The 18057-nt window shown below is 41.7% G+C and carries 17 protein-coding genes and 1 pseudogene; 10 read left to right on the top strand and 8 right to left on the bottom strand.

Features of this window, described 5'->3' with window-relative positions; genetic code table 11:
• On the top strand, positions 1-255 hold a 255-nt coding region (locus tag ABWY16_RS11940), incomplete at its 5' end, for a hypothetical protein (RefSeq protein ID WP_353904869.1).
• 16 nt (positions 256-271) lie between these two features.
• Entirely contained in the window at positions 272-1729 is a 1458-nt protein-coding gene (locus ABWY16_RS11935) for a phospholipase D family protein (RefSeq protein ID WP_353904868.1), read from the top strand.
• A gap of 536 nt (positions 1730-2265) precedes the next feature.
• Here ABWY16_RS11935 and ABWY16_RS11930 read toward each other — a convergent pair.
• A complete protein-coding gene (locus tag ABWY16_RS11930) occupies positions 2266-2646 on the bottom strand; it encodes a helix-turn-helix domain-containing protein (RefSeq protein ID WP_353904867.1) in 381 nt (126 codons plus the stop codon).
• A gap of 47 nt (positions 2647-2693) precedes the next feature.
• Here ABWY16_RS11930 and ABWY16_RS11925 point away from each other — a divergent pair.
• Positions 2694-3179, top strand: a pseudogene (locus tag ABWY16_RS11925) (magnesium chelatase subunit ChlI family protein); the annotation flags it as partial.
• Between the two features lie 25 nt (positions 3180-3204).
• On the opposite strand, the gene ABWY16_RS11920 reads toward ABWY16_RS11925, so the two are convergent.
• Positions 3205-3468, bottom strand: coding sequence for a hypothetical protein (locus tag ABWY16_RS11920; protein WP_353904866.1), 264 nt, complete (start codon positions 3466-3468; stop codon positions 3205-3207).
• A 52-nt stretch (positions 3469-3520) separates the two neighbouring features.
• A complete protein-coding gene (locus tag ABWY16_RS11915; protein ID WP_353904865.1) occupies positions 3521-4102 on the bottom strand; it encodes a TlpA family protein disulfide reductase in 582 nt (193 codons plus the stop codon).
• Between the two features lie 78 nt (positions 4103-4180).
• Between ABWY16_RS11915 and ABWY16_RS11910 the strand changes: the two genes are divergently transcribed.
• Together ABWY16_RS11910 and ABWY16_RS11905 are read left to right on the top strand one after the other, a co-directional pair.
• Complete coding sequence (locus ABWY16_RS11910) at positions 4181-6259, top strand: S9 family peptidase (protein ID WP_353904864.1); 2079 nt, start codon at positions 4181-4183, stop codon at positions 6257-6259.
• 93 nt (positions 6260-6352) lie between these two features.
• A complete protein-coding gene (locus ABWY16_RS11905) occupies positions 6353-7273 on the top strand; it encodes an MBL fold metallo-hydrolase (protein ID WP_353904863.1) in 921 nt (306 codons plus the stop codon).
• A 90-nt stretch (positions 7274-7363) separates the two neighbouring features.
• Here the strand turns inward: ABWY16_RS11905 and htpG are convergent, their stop codons facing one another.
• Positions 7364-9253, bottom strand: a complete 1890-nt coding sequence (gene htpG / locus ABWY16_RS11900) for a molecular chaperone HtpG (protein WP_353904862.1) — start codon at positions 9251-9253, stop codon at positions 7364-7366.
• 147 nt (positions 9254-9400) lie between these two features.
• Between htpG and ABWY16_RS11895 the strand changes: the two genes are divergently transcribed.
• Together ABWY16_RS11895 and def are read left to right on the top strand one after the other, a co-directional pair.
• Complete coding sequence (locus tag ABWY16_RS11895) at positions 9401-10630, top strand: M16 family metallopeptidase (RefSeq protein WP_353904861.1); 1230 nt, start codon at positions 9401-9403, stop codon at positions 10628-10630.
• Between the two features lie 104 nt (positions 10631-10734).
• Positions 10735-11295: a peptide deformylase gene (def, locus tag ABWY16_RS11890; protein WP_353904860.1), complete on the top strand. Its 561-nt coding sequence runs from the start codon at positions 10735-10737 to the stop codon at positions 11293-11295.
• On the opposite strand, the gene ABWY16_RS11885 is transcribed toward def, so the two are convergent.
• From ABWY16_RS11885 to ABWY16_RS11875, 3 genes are read right to left on the bottom strand one after another with little or no spacing between them, the layout of a single operon-like run.
• Positions 11292-11933, bottom strand: a complete 642-nt coding sequence (locus tag ABWY16_RS11885) for a hypothetical protein (protein WP_353904859.1) — start codon at positions 11931-11933, stop codon at positions 11292-11294. The two genes, def and ABWY16_RS11885, sit on opposite strands and share 4 nt — an antisense overlap.
• A gap of 56 nt (positions 11934-11989) precedes the next feature.
• Complete coding sequence (locus tag ABWY16_RS11880; RefSeq protein ID WP_353904858.1) at positions 11990-12235, bottom strand: NifU family protein; 246 nt, start codon at positions 12233-12235, stop codon at positions 11990-11992.
• Positions 12236-12267: 32 nt separating this feature from the next.
• Positions 12268-13344 (bottom strand): Mrp/NBP35 family ATP-binding protein, encoded by a 1077-nt coding sequence (locus tag ABWY16_RS11875; RefSeq protein ID WP_353904857.1) that lies wholly within the window; start codon positions 13342-13344, stop codon positions 12268-12270.
• A gap of 118 nt (positions 13345-13462) precedes the next feature.
• Between ABWY16_RS11875 and ABWY16_RS11870 the strand changes: the two genes are divergently transcribed.
• The 3 genes from ABWY16_RS11870 to ABWY16_RS11860 all read left to right on the top strand — a co-directional run bounded on the left by ABWY16_RS11870 (position 13463) and on the right by ABWY16_RS11860 (position 16914).
• Positions 13463-15631 carry a transglycosylase domain-containing protein gene (locus ABWY16_RS11870; protein ID WP_353904856.1) on the top strand — a complete coding sequence of 723 codons (2169 nt, stop codon included), beginning with the start codon at positions 13463-13465 and terminating at the stop codon, positions 15629-15631.
• A 15-nt stretch (positions 15632-15646) separates the two neighbouring features.
• Positions 15647-16192 carry a hypoxanthine phosphoribosyltransferase gene (gene hpt, locus ABWY16_RS11865; RefSeq protein ID WP_353904855.1) on the top strand — a complete coding sequence of 182 codons (546 nt, stop codon included), beginning with the start codon at positions 15647-15649 and terminating at the stop codon, positions 16190-16192.
• Between the two features lie 62 nt (positions 16193-16254).
• Complete coding sequence (locus ABWY16_RS11860) at positions 16255-16914, top strand: phosphatidylserine decarboxylase family protein (RefSeq protein ID WP_353904854.1); 660 nt, start codon at positions 16255-16257, stop codon at positions 16912-16914.
• Between the two features lie 737 nt (positions 16915-17651).
• Here ABWY16_RS11860 and rplS read toward each other — a convergent pair.
• Positions 17652-17999 carry a 50S ribosomal protein L19 gene (gene rplS / locus ABWY16_RS11855; protein WP_008241658.1) on the bottom strand — a complete coding sequence of 116 codons (348 nt, stop codon included), beginning with the start codon at positions 17997-17999 and terminating at the stop codon, positions 17652-17654.
• Between the last annotated feature and the right edge of the window lie 58 nt (positions 18000-18057).

Raw genomic sequence — 18057 nt, 5'->3', positions numbered from 1 at the left:
GGTAAAATAGAGGATATAAATATTGTAGAATTAGGAATTTTAACTACTCCCAATGGAGGCAATGTCACTGCCATGAATATAAGTGATGGCGTGATTGAAATATGCGCTGAAATAATTAAGTTAGTACTAAAAGAGTACCATCCTAACAATGACAAAATTCCGTCTGCTCCAGGAGAAATACCAGCCAATCTCCATAAGTTGTTTCGCTTAGGAGGCATGGTTTATGACTTGAAAACGACCCATATAAATCAATAATTTTTTCATCTAGTTTATGTATACAAGCAATCTTAAAGAAAGCATACGACAAGAGTTAATCGATGCGGACGAAATTTGGATCGCAACAGGCCTTATATCTAAGGGTGGATTATCTTATATCGAACATCTATCTGCCCAAATACATATACTTGTTGGCATTGATCTTCCTACTCCTCCAATGGTCTTAAGGAAACTGTTGAACTGGGCTGATCAAGGCAAAGTTAAATTCAAGGTATTCTCCAATAAAGATACATTCTTCCATCCCAAACTCTACATCTGGAGAAAAGGAAATTCTCACAAAGCGTATGTTGGATCGGGGAATATGACTAACGGTGGATGGGATTCTAATGTAGAGCTATTCTGGCAGGTTGAAAAGGACACTGAATGCCAGAAACTGATTAACTGGTTTGGACTACACATGGAAATTGGTATTGCAATTGACAAATATTACATAGATGATTATGAAGCTAGGGTATTCAAACCATCAGAGAATGCAAATAATGCTTACCGAAACAGGCTCAATAGTTTTAAGAGTAAATACGAAAATGATTATGAGTTTTATTTCCGCAAAGAAGACTTTAATGCGTTTACATATGACAGGGCAATAATTGATAATCCAATAGCTAAAGAGGCCCGAAAAAAAGTAAACAGAAAAATGCATCTGCTGCACAATAGAATCTTTCCAAAGCTTCACGCGAAAGGTTTTGACTTACATCCACACCACAGACATCATAACATAGTTTCCAGTTTCGCTCATACAGCTAGGAATAGTAAGATCTTGGATGGCATGTGGCTATACTACGGTAAATCGCCAAAGGAAGCTGCTTGGCATCCTGCAAGAAATGATTCCGAAAAAAGTATGAATAATCATGTCCGTCTACAACTAATTATACGGCAGAATAACATTGGAGTATGGTGTGCAGTTGGGAAGGGATGGGGTAGCCGAGTAGATAGGTATTATTTTCACGAAAAAATGCAGGTAAAAAACAACCAAGAACATTTTTTTAACCTAATAAAAAGCTTAGGGGATGAATATTTTATTGCATTGGCAGGCAAGAATCCGCCATATTATGTAAGGGATATCAAACACCAGGACCAGCTTTATGCGATTAGTATGGAAGATTGGGGAAACCTAGAACATTATTTCATTATCGGTATGGATGTTCTACCCAATGATGAACGCTTACTTGACCATAAAATAGAAGGTTTTGTAATTACTGAATTTGAAAAACTCTATCCTGTTTATACACCCCCTGCCATAAGTAATGCTTCCCGTCTCCACCTTTTGAAAGGAAATAATGTAAAAGTCCGCAGAGAATTCAATTCCGTCACTATAATCATCGTCTTTATGATCAAAAGAAATGCTGAACAAAGGATGTTCCGGTGCCGGAAAACCGATAGCCTTACTGAAACTGCTTATAGGATTGAAATGATCCATATTTGTATTTTTAGTGGGAACTATCAGTATCAATAAAAGATACTATCTATATTAATATTACCTTTCCCATATCATTGTTTTATTTAATTGGTATACAGGCAAATCTCCGATATTTTACATTCAACATTATGATACAAATATGGGTATTCATGAAACGTTTTTACGTTGGGGCCATTTAGCAAATTCAATTGCCAAACAATTTTTGGGTTGCTTATTTTATTATCGAGGTTGCGTTATCAGGCAATCGGTCGTTCTAAATAGCCGCGCCAAGGCTATCAGCGAGCAAAAAAGAGCACTTTCCAATACAGTACATATTCTTTCAATTATATGTGTATGTCAGATTTGTTGGTTGATTTATCGAAATTTAATATAAAGCTTCCACAGATGCGTTTCTTAACACGAGATAGAAATTCTATGAAAACAGAGCGTACATTCCAAATTGTTTTGCCGGGTTTCTTTCTAAACAGACAGGCTTCTTCAAATCCTATCGTAACCAATAAATATCAAAAGAATATTAAATGGTTGAGTTTAATACATTGTAACTTTATCAACAAGTGGAATGATAATAGTGTTTACAACATCGTGTCTAGCTTTTCAAGTATTGCCTTATGTGGTTGGTTTTCTTCTAATTCCCAGCTGCAAACTGTACCTCCATCAACTCCTAGAATTTTTCCCAGTTGTTTTTGGCTAAGCCCATTAATTTGCCTATGTGCTTTCAGTTTTCCTGAAAGAGTACTCAAATCAACCTCAAATGGCATGTAACCCAAAAAATTTATAATATGCGGAAAATATTGAATTTGAGGAGTATTCCTGTCTTTTTCCCAATTTGTAATACAATCTTCGCTAACCCCACAAATCCTTGCCACGTCTCTTTGAAGTAGCTTTAGTTCCATCCTTTTCTTTCTTATGTGATCACCTATAGATACTGGGTTTTCAGGATAGGAAATAGGCATTGGTTTTCCGGTTTGGCTTTTAAAACGCAAACAAGGCAACGCAGGAATGTCCCTGCGGTTTCTATAATCATCCTCATAAAGAATGCAGCTGCCCACCGGGAGCAGTACAGAAATACCTGAGCAGGATATCAGGACCGCTGCTAGACAGAATTGACCTGCATGTGGAGGTAACACCTGTGGAGTTTAATCAATTGTCATCACTGCAGCCTGCGGAAAAGAGTGCTGTGGTAAGAAAGCGGGTGATCAAAGCAAGAAAGTTACAGGATATTCGTTTTGCAAAACATGCACATTTACATTACAATGCGCAGATGAGCCCGAACATGGTGAGACAGATCTGCCAGATTGATAAGGAGGGGCGTACACTGATCAGGAAAGCAATGGAAAGATTAAGTTTATCTGCCCGTGCATATGACAGAATTTTAAAGGTAGCCCGCACGATTGCAGATATTGAGGGCAGCAGTCAGATACAACTGGAGCATCTTGCAGAGGCGATACATTACCGCAGCCTGGACAGGGACAATTGGGCGGGATGATCAGGTATAGTAAGGAGGAAGAAAATTATTCTTCTTCCTCAGCTTCTTCGTCTCCCTCTTCAATCTCAGGAACGTAGGCCGTGATTTCTCTGCCTATAGCATTGATCTCTTCATCTTCTTCAAAAAGCGGCAGGGCAGTCTCAGGATCCAGTTTCAGCCACTGTGATTCTGTATCCTTCTGGATCTGTACATACTCTTTTCCGTCCTTGAAAACTACATAGGTGTCATTTCCTTCAGGAAATATGGCGTAGTCAATGTCTCCGATTGTAATATCAAATGGCTCTTGCATAGTTTGATCAGTAAAAAAGGCCATTTGATGCGGCCTATGGGCTTCAAATATACTAATTCGTAGTTTTTAGCCTGTGAATAAATTCGATAAATTTCTGGTTGCCATAGTTTGCGGCCCCTGCTTCATTGTATACAATCCTGCCCAGCTTGTCAAAGACGATAGTGGTTGGCAATGATCCCTGGAATAGCACTTCCGGCACTTCGCTAGCCACCGCATATACAGGCAGGCTGAACTTCTTTCTGCCCATAAATTTTTGTGACTTTGCCAGATCACCATCGGCATCTGCCAGAATAAAAACAACATTGCTGTCATTTTTATACTTTTCATATAGCTTATTCACTCCCGGCATTTCGGCTATACATGGCGGGCACCAGGTGGCCCAGAAATTGAGAAAAATAACTTTCCCTTTTAAATCACCCAGGTCAGTGATTTTCCCGCGGGCATCTCTGAACAGGATACCTGAAAGATCTCTTACAGGATGATTGTCAGCCGAAGAAGTATCCGGTGCAAAGAAACCAACTTTCATTAGTCCCTCCAGCACCATTGCCTTGGCCGAAGGCACAAAGATCACAGCCATGAAAAGAGCAACAAGTACGGTGTTGACTATATTTTTTACGTTAAGTATCTTTCTCATCTCCCAATAGCGTTTCGAAAATTAAATCTTAATTTGCAACTGCTCCGCCCCGCTGCGGCATAAAACAAAGATACGAAAATGACGAACTATAAATGGCCTGACGTTAAAGCTCCGGTAGCAGAGCTGATCCCAACTCAAAGAACAATACATGGCGATACCGTAACCGATAATTATTACTGGATGATCGACTATTTTAAGGAAGGCCCGGAAAGTGAAAAGACAATAGCGTATATAAAGGCTGAAAACACCTACCTCGATGAGATGATGGCAGGTACTAAAACTTTGCAGGATGATCTTTTTAAGGAACTGAAAGGCCGTATCAGGGAAAAAGACGAGTCTGTTCCTGTATTCAAAAACGGATATTTTTATTATTCCCGAACTGAAGAGGGGAAAGAATACTCCAAATACTGCCGTAAAAAAGGCAGTATTGATGCCCCTGAAGAAATATTGCTGGATATTGATGAGTTGGCCGAAGGTCACTCCTATTATTCTGCCAGAGGCTTCAGTGTCAGTCCTGATAATAAAATGCTGGCTTATGGAGTGGATAATATCTCCAGGCGCCAGTATACCATCTTTATCAAAAATCTTGAAACTGGTGAATTAACCTCTGATGCTATTCCCAACACGGAAGGTGATCCGGTATGGGCGGCCGACAATCAAACTTTATTCTACACGGCAAAACATCCGGTTACCCTGCTGAGCGAAAAAATTCAGAAGCACAGTCTTGGAAATGATGCCTCAAAAGATCTGGTAGTCTATGAGGAAACAGATAAATCCAACTACATCGGTGTAGACAAATCCAAATCAGGCAAATACATATTCATCTATTCACAGGCTACCCTATCTTCCGAGGCAAGGATGATCAGTGCAGATCAGCCTGATGCTGAGTTCAAGGTGTTTCAACCCAGAACTAAAGATGTCCTGTACACTATTGTGCCTCTCGAAGATAAATTTCTGGTAGTTACCAACTGGGAGGCACAAAACTTCCGCCTGATGGAATGCCCGCTGGATCAGACAGGGAAGGAACACTGGAAAGAGGTAATCCCCCACCGCAGGGATGTCCTGCTCGAAGAAGTAGAAGAATTTAAAGATTTTATTGTAATCTCGGAACGAAAGAACGGTCTGGCGCAACTGCGTATAAGGGATATGAACGGGCCGGAGCATTATATTGATTTTGGCGAGCCGGCCTATACTGCAGCAATCGGATCAAATCCTGAATATAACAGCAAAACACTGCGTTACATATATACTTCAATGACTACTCCGGTATCTGTATACGATTATGGTATGGATACAAAAGCCAAACAGCTGATGAAACAGCAGGAGGTTGTAGGAGGCTACAACAGGGATGAATATACTACTGAGCGCTTGTATGCAACAGCGAAAGACGGCACGCAGGTTCCTATATCGCTGGTTTATAAAAAAGGGCTTAAAAAGGATGGAAATGCTCCCCTGTTACTTTATGCCTATGGCTCTTACGGCCACAGTATGGATGCCTCTTTCTCCAGCAATAACCTGAGTTTGCTGAACAGGGGTTTTGTCTTTGCTATTGCACATATCCGCGGTGGCCAGGAAATGGGCAGGCAGTGGTATGAGGACGGAAAGCTAATGCAAAAGATGAACACTTTTACCGATTTTATTGCCTGTGCTGAATTCCTGATTGCTGAAAAATTTACCAGTGCAGAACACCTGTATGCCCAGGGAGGAAGTGCAGGAGGCTTGCTGATGGGAGCCATAGCAAATCTTCAGCCTGATCTGTGGCATGGTATCATTGCGCAGGTGCCATTCGTCGATGTGGTGAATACGATGCTGGATGAAAGCATCCCCCTCACTACAAATGAATTTGATGAATGGGGAAACCCCAAAAATGAAGCTGCTTATCACTATATGAAAAGCTACTCTCCCTATGAAAATATAGAGGAGAAAGCTTATCCAAACATGCTGGTAACCACAGGGCTCCATGATAGCCAGGTACAATATTTTGAACCTGCCAAATGGGTGGCGAAATTACGCGCAACAAAGACCGATAAAAATGTATTACTGCTCAAAACAGATATGGATTTTGGTCATGGGGGCGCTTCCGGAAGGTTTGATTATCTGAAAGATATTGCATTAAACTATGCATTTCTGTTAAACCTGGAAGGTATAAGTGAATAGTTTCTCTCCGGTAGAAATTATTTAAAAAAAGCAATTCTGTAAAAACCAGCGAATAAAGATTTTGTTAGCCTAAACACATCAATCTAAATTCGCATGGAAGACAAAACATATACCCAGGTCGCTCCCGGAGTGTGGGGTATGAAAATCGTTTTTGTAAACATTTATATGGTAACTACCGCCCCGGGAAGCTGGGTGCTGGTAGACGCCGGTTTAAAAACCGGAACAGAAAAGATTATAAAAATGGCAGAAGAACTCTTTGGCAGGGATGTGCCTCCTTCTGCCATTGTGCTTACACATGGGCATTTTGACCATGTAGGCGCATTGAAAGAACTGCTGATCAAGTGGCCGGTGAAAGTACACGCCCACCCGCTTGAATTACCATATCTTACAGGGCGCTCATCCTATCCACCAGCAGATCCAACTGCAGGTGGGGGACTCATGACCGCGCTCTCTTTCATTTATCCAAAAGGACCAATCAATATTACTCCGCACGTTGTTGCGCTGGCAAAAGACGGAACTTTACCCTACCTGCCCGGATGGGAGTACATTCATACGCCGGGGCATAGTCCGGGACACGTTTCCCTGTTCAGGGCCGCAGACAGGTTGCTGCTGGCGGGGGATGCTTTTGTGAATGTGAGATCAGAATCTTTACTTGCTGTAATTGCGCAAAAAAAAGAATTGTCTGGCCCTCCCAGGTATTTTACGCCCAACTGGCTTGCAGCAGCAATGTCAGTAAAAAAGCTGCGCGACCTCAAACCTGAAATTGCAGCCACAGGGCACGGACCAGTGATCCAGGGCGATGAACTGACTCAGGGCCTGGGTGACCTTGCCAATAACTTTCAGGAGCTGGCGATGCCCAGCAATGGACGTTATGTGAATGAACCCGCAAAAACAAACAAGAAAGGAGTACAGTATTTACCCCCCGCCCGTTTTAATACTGCGCTTGTCTGTGCCGTTTTTGTATTCTCAGCCGTGGCTGTGTTTGGATTGGTAAAAAAAATACAATCCCGTTAAGGTCAAAATAGCTTGGACACAAAAAAGGATGATCCCTGTTAAAGAGATCATCCTTTTTCTTTTGCCGGCAATGAAGCCGGAAATGGTATATTAAATCAGCTCAACGCTGCGGTTTACAAATGCTGTTAATTCTGCACCTGTAAGCATTCCCTGAGAAAGCAGGGCTAAATCTACCGCTTGTTTAGCTAAAGCACCCTGCTCTGAGGCATCTTCTGTCTGCAGAATACGGTTAACTAGTTTGTGATTTCCATTGATAGCCACTTTATAGCTGTCAGGCATATTGCCATAGAAACTCATTCCACCTCCCATCTGGGCCATATCTTTCATACGTCGCATAAACTCGTCCATGGTTACTGTAACTGGGAACTCTTCAGGGTGAAGGCCAACAATTTCAACCTGGAAGCCAGGTTTAACGATAGCTTTTTCAAAAACTTCTTTCACTTTTGCTGATTGCTCTTCTGTCAACACCGACTCAACTGATTCATCTTTCTCTATCAGTTTACTGGCTACACTCGAATCAACACGTTTCATTAACGTTTTCTCCAGCTTCTGCTCCAAGGAGCTCACAAAGTGATTGTCGATAGCTGAGTTCATCAGCAATACATCGTAATCTTTTTTGCCAGCTGACTGGATAAAACTGTCTTGCTTAGCAGGATCGTTTGTGTAAATATAAACTACCTGTCCGTTTTTATCCGTTTGTACCGGCGCAACTTTTTCACGGTATTCGTCCAGTGTAAAGTGCTCATTTTTTGTATTGGTCAATAACGCGAAATCTTTTGCTTTATCATAGAACTTCTCTTCGCTAACCATTCCGTATTTCACGAACAGGCCAATATCGCCCCATTTCTCTTCGTACGATTTACGGTCTTTATTAAACAGCTCAGCAAGCTTATCAGCAACTTTCTTGGTAATGTAGCTATTGATTTTTTTAACGTTACTGTCGGCCTGTAAGAAACTTCTTGAAACGTTCAGCGGAATATCCGGTGAATCAATTACCCCGTGCAGCAGCATCAGGAATTCAGGAACGATATCTTTTACTTCATCAGTAATAAATACCTGGCGACTGAACAATTTGATTTTATTGCGCTGCATATCGAAATCATTCTTCACTTTCGGGAAGTACAATACCCCCGTGAGATTGAAAGGATAGTCTACATTCAGATGGATCCAGAATAAAGGATCTTCAGAGAAAGGATAAAGTTGTTTATAGAAATCAAGATAATCCTCATCTGACAAATCTGCAGGTGCTTTTGTCCAGATCGGAGCAGTGGTATTAATGATATTGTCTACCTCAACACTAACTGTTTTTGGTTTTCCTTCTTCATCTTCCCCATCCGGCTCCTGTTTGGTAGTGGTACCGAATTTAATAGGAACAGGTAAGAATTTACCATATTTATCAAGTATCTCTTCGATTTTTTGTTTGCTCAGGAATTCCTCGGATTCAGAATTGATATGAAGAATGATGTCTGTACCGCGTGTAGTACGTGATCCTTCTGATATTTCGTATGAAGTACTTCCGTCGCATACCCAGCGTGCAGGCTCTGCACCGTCCTGATAAGATAAGGTTTGTATTTCAACCAGGTCAGAAACCATGAAAGCTGAATAAAAGCCCAGTCCGAACTTACCGATGATCTCGTTGGCATCTTTAGCATCTTTGAACTTCTCTACGAATTCACTAGCTCCGGAGAAAGCTACCTGATTGATGTATTTTTTAATTTCTTCTGCAGTCATTCCCAATCCGCTGTCGCTGATGGTAATGGTTTTTTTCTCTTCATCAAGCGCAACTTCAACAAGTGTATCGCCCAGTTCGCCGTTAAACTGTCCTAAGGCAGCTAAACGTTTGATCTTTTGTACCGCATCAACCGCATTTGAAACCAGTTCACGCAGAAAAATCTCATTGTCTGAATAAAGGAATTTCTTAATAATAGGAAAAATGTTTTCGGTATGTATGGAAATACTCCCTTTTTCTTCTATGCTCATATGTTAACTCATTTTTAAGTACATACCAGCCCTATCAAGGGATGTTCCAAAGTGATTTAGTTGTCAAATTGACAGTAAGCCTAAAACAAGTCTTAGCTTATAATATTACAATCTCTTAGCAAAGTTCTTCTGTATCTTTGTAACCCAATGGAATACAATGTACATACTTTGCCAAACGGCATCCGCCTGCTTCATGTGCCTTCTGCATCAGCAATCTCCCATGCCTGTATCATTATCAACAGTGGTTCGAGAGATGAGAGTCAATCGCAGTCGGGATTAGCCCATTTTATAGAGCATCTGATATTCAAGCGTACAGAAAAAAGAAACACCAATCAGATCCTGAACCGCCTGGAAAGTGTGGGAGCTGATTTAAATGCCTACACCACTAAAGAATATACCTGCATCCACGCTTCTTTCCTGCACCCCTATCTGGACAGAACATTAGAATTGTTTAATGATATTGTTTTTCATTCTACTTTCCCTGAAGATGAAATGGAGAAGGAAAAAGGAGTGATCCTTGACGAGATCGCCTCTTACCTGGACCAGCCTGAAGAAGCTATATATGATGACTTTGAAGATCTTGTTTTTGCCAGCCATCCCCTTGGAAGAAATATTTTAGGTACCACAGAAAGTGTAAACGGACTGAGCCAACAGGATATAAAGGATTTTATTGCTGCCAATTACCATACTGATAAAATTGTAATCGCTGTCTTAGGCGATTATACTTTGTCAAAAGCGGTTAAAATCTTCTCTAAATACTATGGGGAGATCCCTGAGAATCTGAAGGAACCTAACAGGATAGCTCCAGCCAAAGCGCCGGTAGTAATCCGTACGGATGATAAGCCCATCATGCAGGCGCATACGATGATCGGCTCACAGGCCTACTCGCTGCATCACCCTTATAAAACCGGCTTGCTGCTCTTGAATAACCTGTTATGCGGTACCGGGATGAGCTCCATCCTGAACCTGCAGATCCGGGAAAAATACGGCATTGCCTATAGTATAGAATCAGGGTACAGCCCCTTAAGCGACACTGGGATTTTTACAGTATATTTTGGTACCGATAAGGAAAAGGCTGACCGCGCACTTGCCCTGATCTACAAAGAGTTTAAAAAAATCAGGGAGAACCCGCTGACTGAAGTGCAGCTGCAAAAGGCCAAGAACAAATTTATAGGACAGATTGCTCTTGGTGAAGAGAACAGGATTGGCCTGATCATCTCTATGGCTAAAAGCCTCATTGATTACGACAGAATAGATAACCTGGAAACAGTTTTTAGGAAAATAGAAGCTGTAAGCACAGCTGAAATGGCGGAGATTGCCACCGAAATACTGGACGAAAATAAATTGAGTGTACTGACGTTTTACCCTTTAGGCTAATAATCGTACTTTTGTATTCTTGAATTGAATGCCTTACAGGGTTTCAATACAGGAATCAGGAATGATCCTGATGTCTGAATGGCCATTATAAAAATATAAAATAGATGAAATTATCGATTGTAGCTTATGGGGATCCTGTTTTAAGGAAGTTATGTGTAAACATTGACAAAGATTACCCGGAATTACAAAAACTGATCAGCGACATGTTTGATACCATGTACGCAGCAAGCGGAGTTGGGCTGGCAGCACCCCAGATTGGCCTGCCAATCCGGTTATTCATAGTTGATACAGGTGATAACGAAGAAGGTAAACCCGGTTTTAGAAGAGTTTTTATCAATGCAACCATCCTTGAAGAAACAGGCGAGCCCTGGGCATTTACAGAAGGCTGTTTAAGTATCCCGGAAATCAGGGAAGACGTATTGCGCAAACCAAACGTGCGTGTACAGTACTACGATGAGAACTGGGAACTACATGAAGAAGAGTTAACAGGAATGCCGGCACGCGTTGTACAGCACGAATACGATCATATACAGGGTAAGTTATTTACAGATACACTGAGCCTGTTGCGTAAAAGGATGCTGAAAGGTAAGCTGGATTCAATTTCCAGAGGCGAGATCCGTGCAGATTACAAAATGAAATTCCCGCAGCAGCGCAGAAAACGCTAGTTGCTGCTTGCCCTGCTTTTATCGCCGTTAAAGATCTGCTGCATCAGTTTACCCCAGGCGAAGGGGTTCAGCAGCGGATTGCCCTGTACCAGATAGCGGTTCAGTTCCCTCTCCTGATCCATGCGGAAGTTGCTGCCAGAAATCTCTCCGGCATCTCTCGGAAGATTCTGGATCATTCCGTTAATTGAACGCCCTGACAGGTTTTTTCTTGCAATCTCCATATCATCGTCGGCGACCTTAAGCGCAAGAAAATCTTTAGTAAATTCTTCTACGGTTGCCCATGGATAAATCCGTACGGCAGGCAGATAGACAATCTCTGATTTCATCTTTACCATCTCAGTGTATTTCACATCCCTGATGGCCGTAGGAATAGTGATTATCTTATCGGTATAACCAATGGCATTATAGACCAGTGTATCACCCGGATGGGCCACAAAAGAAAAATAACCCTTATAGTTTGCCCCATAGCGCTGTTCTTTATTGGACTTGTTGGTTATGGTGACATAGGGCACGACAAAATTACTATCCACATCTGTGATAATCCCCGAAAACTGGATCAGTCCTTTTCCTGCAGGTGACTGCTGTGCAAACAGTCCTGCGGTAAAAAGCAGGAAAATCAGGGTGAAAGTATATTTCATCGGGCAAAAATAACTGTAATTATAACAGTGGCTAGTTAAATAGTGTTAAATGGTCTTTAAACCGGCTCTGATAAGTTAATTGCTTCAACAGCAGTTATTTCTGGTACAGCTTTCATAATAGCCTGCTCGATACCTGCTTTCATTGTCATAAAGCTCATTTTGCAGGTTCCGCAGTTCCCTAATAATCTTAATTTAACTACATGATCTGATGTAATCTCTTCTATAGCGACATCTCCCCCGTCTGCAATCAGATAAGGGCGGATGGTTTCTAATGCCTGTTCAACTTGTTGTGTGATATCCATGATAGATTTTAAAATATAAATTTAGTAATTTTTTAGCAATTTGCTGGATATGCATTATTTATTGAAATCTGCTGGGCAATTCTACCTGCAATTTCAGCAAAGGCCGCAGCTGTTTTGCTTTCTTTATTCAGTGCAATTGGCGTACCACTATCTCCTCCCTCGGTAATCCCCTGAACGATCGGTATCTCCCCCAGGAACGGGACTTCAAATGCCGTTGCAAGGGCTTTACCACCGTCTTTGCCAAAAATATAATACCTGTTGTCGGGTAGTTCTTCAGGTGTAAAGTATGCCATATTTTCAATAACGCCCAAAACAGGAATATTTATACTCGGCATTTTAAACATGGCCAGTCCTTTTCTTGTATCAGCAAGAGCAACCTGCTGAGGGGTAGTTACAATTACGGCCCCGGCAATAGGGAAGCTCTGTGTGATCGTAATATGTATATCGCCGGTTCCCGGTGGAAGATCCACAATCAGGTAATCCAGCTCGCCCCAGTCCGCATCATTGAACAGCTGCTTGATCGCATTTGAAGCCATCGGCCCGCGCCATGGCACCGGCTGATCAGGATCTGCAAAAAATCCCAGAGACAAAAGTTTGATCCCATATTTTTCGATAGGCAGGATCAGTGTTTTTCCTTCTGCGGTTTCTCTTGCGCTGGGCTTAGCCCCTACCAGTCCGAACATAGTTGGTACTGAAGGCCCGTAAATATCGGCATCAATCAACCCAACTTTTGCGCCATCTGCTGCTAAAGTTACGGCCAGGTTACTGGCAACAGTAGATTTTCCTACGCCTCCCTTGCCGGAAGAAACAAGGATTATATTCTTAATAGCAGCCAGCTGTGTAGTATCAACAGGCTTGGTTACTCTTGAGGTAATATTGATATGTATTTCTGCATCCTGTGCAACAAAATATTTGATTGCATTTAAACAGGCATTTTTCAGCATGTCTTTCATCGGACATGCAGGCGTGGTGAGTTCAAGGGTAAAACTAATTTTTTTATCTTCGATCGTCAGCTCCTTAATCATATTCAAAGTCACCAGATCCTTTTTAAAATCAGGGTCTTCGACATTTCTCAGAGCTGCCAAAACTTGTTCGCTGCTAATTTCCATTGCTCAAAATTAACAAAAGGAGCGTACAATTAATTGATTTTAGGCTTTTTAAGTGTAATTTTAACACGAAATAAACATTTGCATTTAACGTTAAGCAATTAAACATCTATTTTACAGCATGCATCTTCCAAAAATAAACATTCCTAAAAAGTACATCAAAGCTGGTGCATGGGTTATAGGGATACTGATTGTCGCTTTTGTAATCTTGGGCTCTGTTGCCTACAGCAAAAGGGAAGCGCTACTTCAGAAAATGATGGCCAAAGCGATCAAAAAAGCAAATGACGACTACGGTCTGGACGTAAAGATCGGTAACGCAGGCTTTGACGGACTGTCTACCGTCCATATGATAAACATTTCCGTTGTTCCAAAAGACCGTGACACCCTGACAACAGTGGCAGACCTTACTATCGGTGTAAAGCTTTTACCTCTGCTCTTCGGAAATGTAAACATTGCAGAGCTGAAGCTGGACAACGGGCGACTGAACGTTGTATTAAAAGACAGTCTTACCAACCTCGATTTTTTCCTGAAACGGAAAAAGAAAGATCATCCTGAAAACACAACAAAAACAGACCTCAGTGAACTGGCACATGACCTGCTGAACCAGGTACTCGACAAGATCCCTGAAGACATGGAGATGAAGAATCTCCTGTTTACATTAAATGATAATGATACAGCAAAGCTAAGCCTGTTGACAACAACCGCAACAATAGATGACGGAGATCTGAAATCTACCATCCTTGTCAATAACAATGAGTCTACCTGGCACGTCAATGGAATAATAAAACCTTCCCGGCAGCAAATGGACGTTCTCTTTTTCGCCGACAATAAGAAGGTGGAACTTCCATACCTTGACAATAAACTGCATGCAAAGCTGAGTTTTGATACGATCAGGACTGAACTGAAGAATGCCGACTATAGTGGTGATAACTTTAAAATTACAGGCTCCTGGTCTATCAGGAACCTGCTGATCAACCATCCTAAAATCTCGGCAAATGATATTATCGTAAAAAATGCGAAGATCGATGCAGACCTGCTGGTTGGCCCAAACTTCGTAGCACTTGACAGTACTTCAACTGTATTTTTAAAAGATGCCTCCATACATCCATACCTGAAATATACACTGTCACCGAATAAAATCTATGAGGTAAAACTTCATGCTGATGAACAGGATGCACAGGCGATGATTAATGCCTTCCCGGTAGGGTTATTTGAATCGCTGGAGGGATTACAGGTACAGGGAAAAGTAAAATACGATCTGAATTTTTATCTGGACAGCAGCACGCCGGACAGTCTGAAATTTAGTTCTGCCCTTACACCATACAACTTCAAAATTGTAAAACTGGGTAAAACAGACCTTCAAAAGATCAACAGTGTTTTTGTTTACACCCCATACGAACGCGGAAAGCCAATGCGTGATATCACCATTGGCCCCTCAAACCCCAATTACACCCCACTGTCAGAGATATCCAGCAATTTTAAAAATGCGCTGCTCACCTCAGAAGATCCCTCCTTCTTTTCGCACCACGGTTTTGTAGAAGAATCCATCCGCAAGTCCTTCGTGATCAATTTTCAAAAGAAAAAGTTCGTCAGGGGCGGCAGTACCATCTCCATGCAACTGGTGAAGAATGTGTTTTTAAGCCGGAACAAAACCCTGGCACGGAAAGCTGAAGAAATCCTTATCGTGTGGCTGATCGAAAACAACCGTCTGATCAGCAAGCAGCGAATGCTCGAAGTCTATTTCAATATCATTGAAATGGGAAGAAATATTTATGGTATCGGAGAGGCTTCAAGACAATATTTTGGAAAAAGCCCCTCAGAATTAAGTATCGGTGAAGGTATATTCTTAGCGAATATAGTACCCAACCCCAAGATTGCCATGTTCAAATTCCAGGGTGATGGCAGTCTTAAAGGGTATATGTTACCCTACTTTAGATATATGGGCAGGATTATGGCACGCCGGGGCTTAACCCCTGCAGACACCAGCGGATATGGCTTTTATAATGTAAGGTTACGTGAAGGGCTTCGGCAGTACCTCCTTCCTGATTCTGCTAAGGTAGATACCGCAGCTTTCGATCCGGATGCAGAACCCGCAGCTGAACCTGTAAAAATGCAGGATGAGTCGAAAAGCCTGTTCGACAGGTTATTTGGCAAGTCTAAAAAAGATAAAGATTCTACCGGAAGAAATCTGGGCGTGGAGGATACGCTCAGGAAATCAAAAAAGGACTTGCGCCGGGAACGCCGGGAAAAGCGTCGCCTGGAGAAGGAAAAGGAAAAACTTACTAATTAACCTCGCTAAAAGGAGATGAATAATAATATAGAGGTTGGAGATAAGAGTTTTGAGCTGTTCATTGAAAACGATAGTATTGCCAAAAGAACCCGGCTGATCGGTACTGAGCTTAATGTAGATTATGAAGGCCGCTGCCCCATATTTATCGGGGTGCTAAATGGCAGTTTTCTCTTTATGGCAGACCTGCTGAAGGAAATGGACATTCCTTGTGAAGTAGGTTTTATCCGGGTTGCGTCCTATGAAGGAACAGCAAGCAGCGGAGCAGTAAAAGAAGTTTTCGGGATCTCTGAGGAGCTCAAAGGCCGTGATGTTATTCTTGTTGAAGATATCGTGGATACCGGATTTACCCTTAAATTTATCCTTGAGAAGGTTTACTTGCAGGAACCGGCATCAGTCCGTGTATGCACATTGTTATACAAACCTGAAGCTATTCAGCATCCCATCGAAGAGCTTGAATACATAGGTTTTGAAATCCCCAATGAATTTGTTGTGGGTTATGGCTTAGATTACAATGGTTTGGGGCGAAACCTCAATGACATCTACCGTGTTATCCCGGGATAACAATTCCTTAACCTGATTCCCGTAAATTTTTCACAAATTTGCACAAACATATTTTATACCTGATGACAATACATAAAGAAGGTTATACGACTATAGCCGTTTCATTGCTTTTCATTTTTATACTGAACGCTATAATCGATTACAGATTTGCTGACGTTACCTGGTTGAGATGGGGCGCCTATATTCTATCATTTGCATTGTTTATTACTGTAATCCAGTTTTTCAGAAATCCCTCGAGATCATTTATCAACGGAAACAACCTTGTCATCTGCCCTGCTGACGGCAAAGTAGTTGTTATCGAAGAAACAACGGAAGGTGAATATTTTAAGGATAAAAGGCTTCAGGTATCCATTTTCATGTCACCTGTCAATGTACACATCAACAGAAACCCGATCTCCGGGGTAGTTAAATTCTTCAAATACCATCCCGGAAAATACCTGGCTGCATGGAACCCTAAATCCTCTACCGAAAACGAACGCACTACAGTTGTTGTAGAGCACGAAACCGGAATACCTGTACTATACAGACAAATCGCTGGTGCCTTAGCCAGACGCATTGTATGGTACGTTAAAGAAGGTGATGTTGTAGAGCAAAGTAAAGAGTTCGGTTTCATCAAATTTGGCTCCAGAGTCGATATTTTTCTTCCACTGGGCACCAAGATTAACCTTGAACTTAATCAGGTCGTGAAGGGCGGGATAACTGTGCTCGCTGAACTTGCATAAGATCTCCTGCTTATAGAGATTATCTGGCTTCGTTTAAAAAAATGCTACCCCTTGTATCGATGCTGCCTGGTACTGAAGAGTACCAGTAGGTCATCGATACAAGGGGTAGCATTTTTTTTAAGTAGATCCTGTAGCATGATGGCCATGCATAATGCCTAAGCAAATTACATAGCGAACCACCTTGGTCAGACATACACTATTGAGTGCGTGTACGCCCTATCTACCCGCGATACCTATTCATCATGTTTTATCCCGTGCATATCCGTCCCGCGTATCAGCTATGCTTATCCACCCTGCTTCTGCACCATAATTGTCCATCATGCTTCTACACCACGCTTAGCCACCACACTTCTGCACCATGATTGTCCATCATGCTTATGCACCACGCTTCTGCACCACGCTTATGCACCATGATTGTCCATCATGCTTATGCACCATGATTGTCCATCATGCTTATGCACCATGCTTATGCACCATGATTGTCCATCGTGCTTATACACCATGCTTCTGCACCCTGTTTTGCACCATGCTTATCCATCATGCTTATGCACCATGTTTTGGATCAACCCATTGGATATACTTTAAAAAGGTGATAATGCTGTTTTGATCCCTCGCGTTATTTTGCCCCGCAAAATCATGCAGGATCAAAACAGCATTATCACCTTTTTCTAAAAATTTTCCAACAAAAAAACCTCCCTGAGAGTATCAGGAAGGCTTGTATATTCTTCTGTAAGTAATTAAACTCTTTTCGACTTGATACGAGCTGCCTTACCAGTTAATTCACGAAGATAGAACAATTTAGCTCTACGCACTTTACCGTGACTGTTAACTTCAATTTTAGCAATGTTTGGGGAATTGATTGGGAAGATACGCTCTACACCAACACCATTGGACATTTTACGAACTGTAAACGTCTCATTAGCACCTACGCTGTTACGTTGTAAGACCACACCTTGGTAAATTTGAATACGTTCTTTATTACCTTCGCGAATTTTATAGTGAACACTCACTGTATCTCCTGATTTGAATGCAGGAAACTCGTTCTTTGCGATTACCTGCTCTTCAACAAATTTTACTAAATCCATGATTTTAAGCTATTAAGCCGACTTTTTGTTGTTTAAAATCGGACTGCAATATTAGGAA

Source organism: Pedobacter sp. (genome assembly GCF_040513095.1).
Lineage (GTDB): Bacteria > Bacteroidota > Bacteroidia > Sphingobacteriales > Sphingobacteriaceae > Pedobacter.
This window is presented reverse-complemented; position numbering and strand designations above follow the sequence as displayed.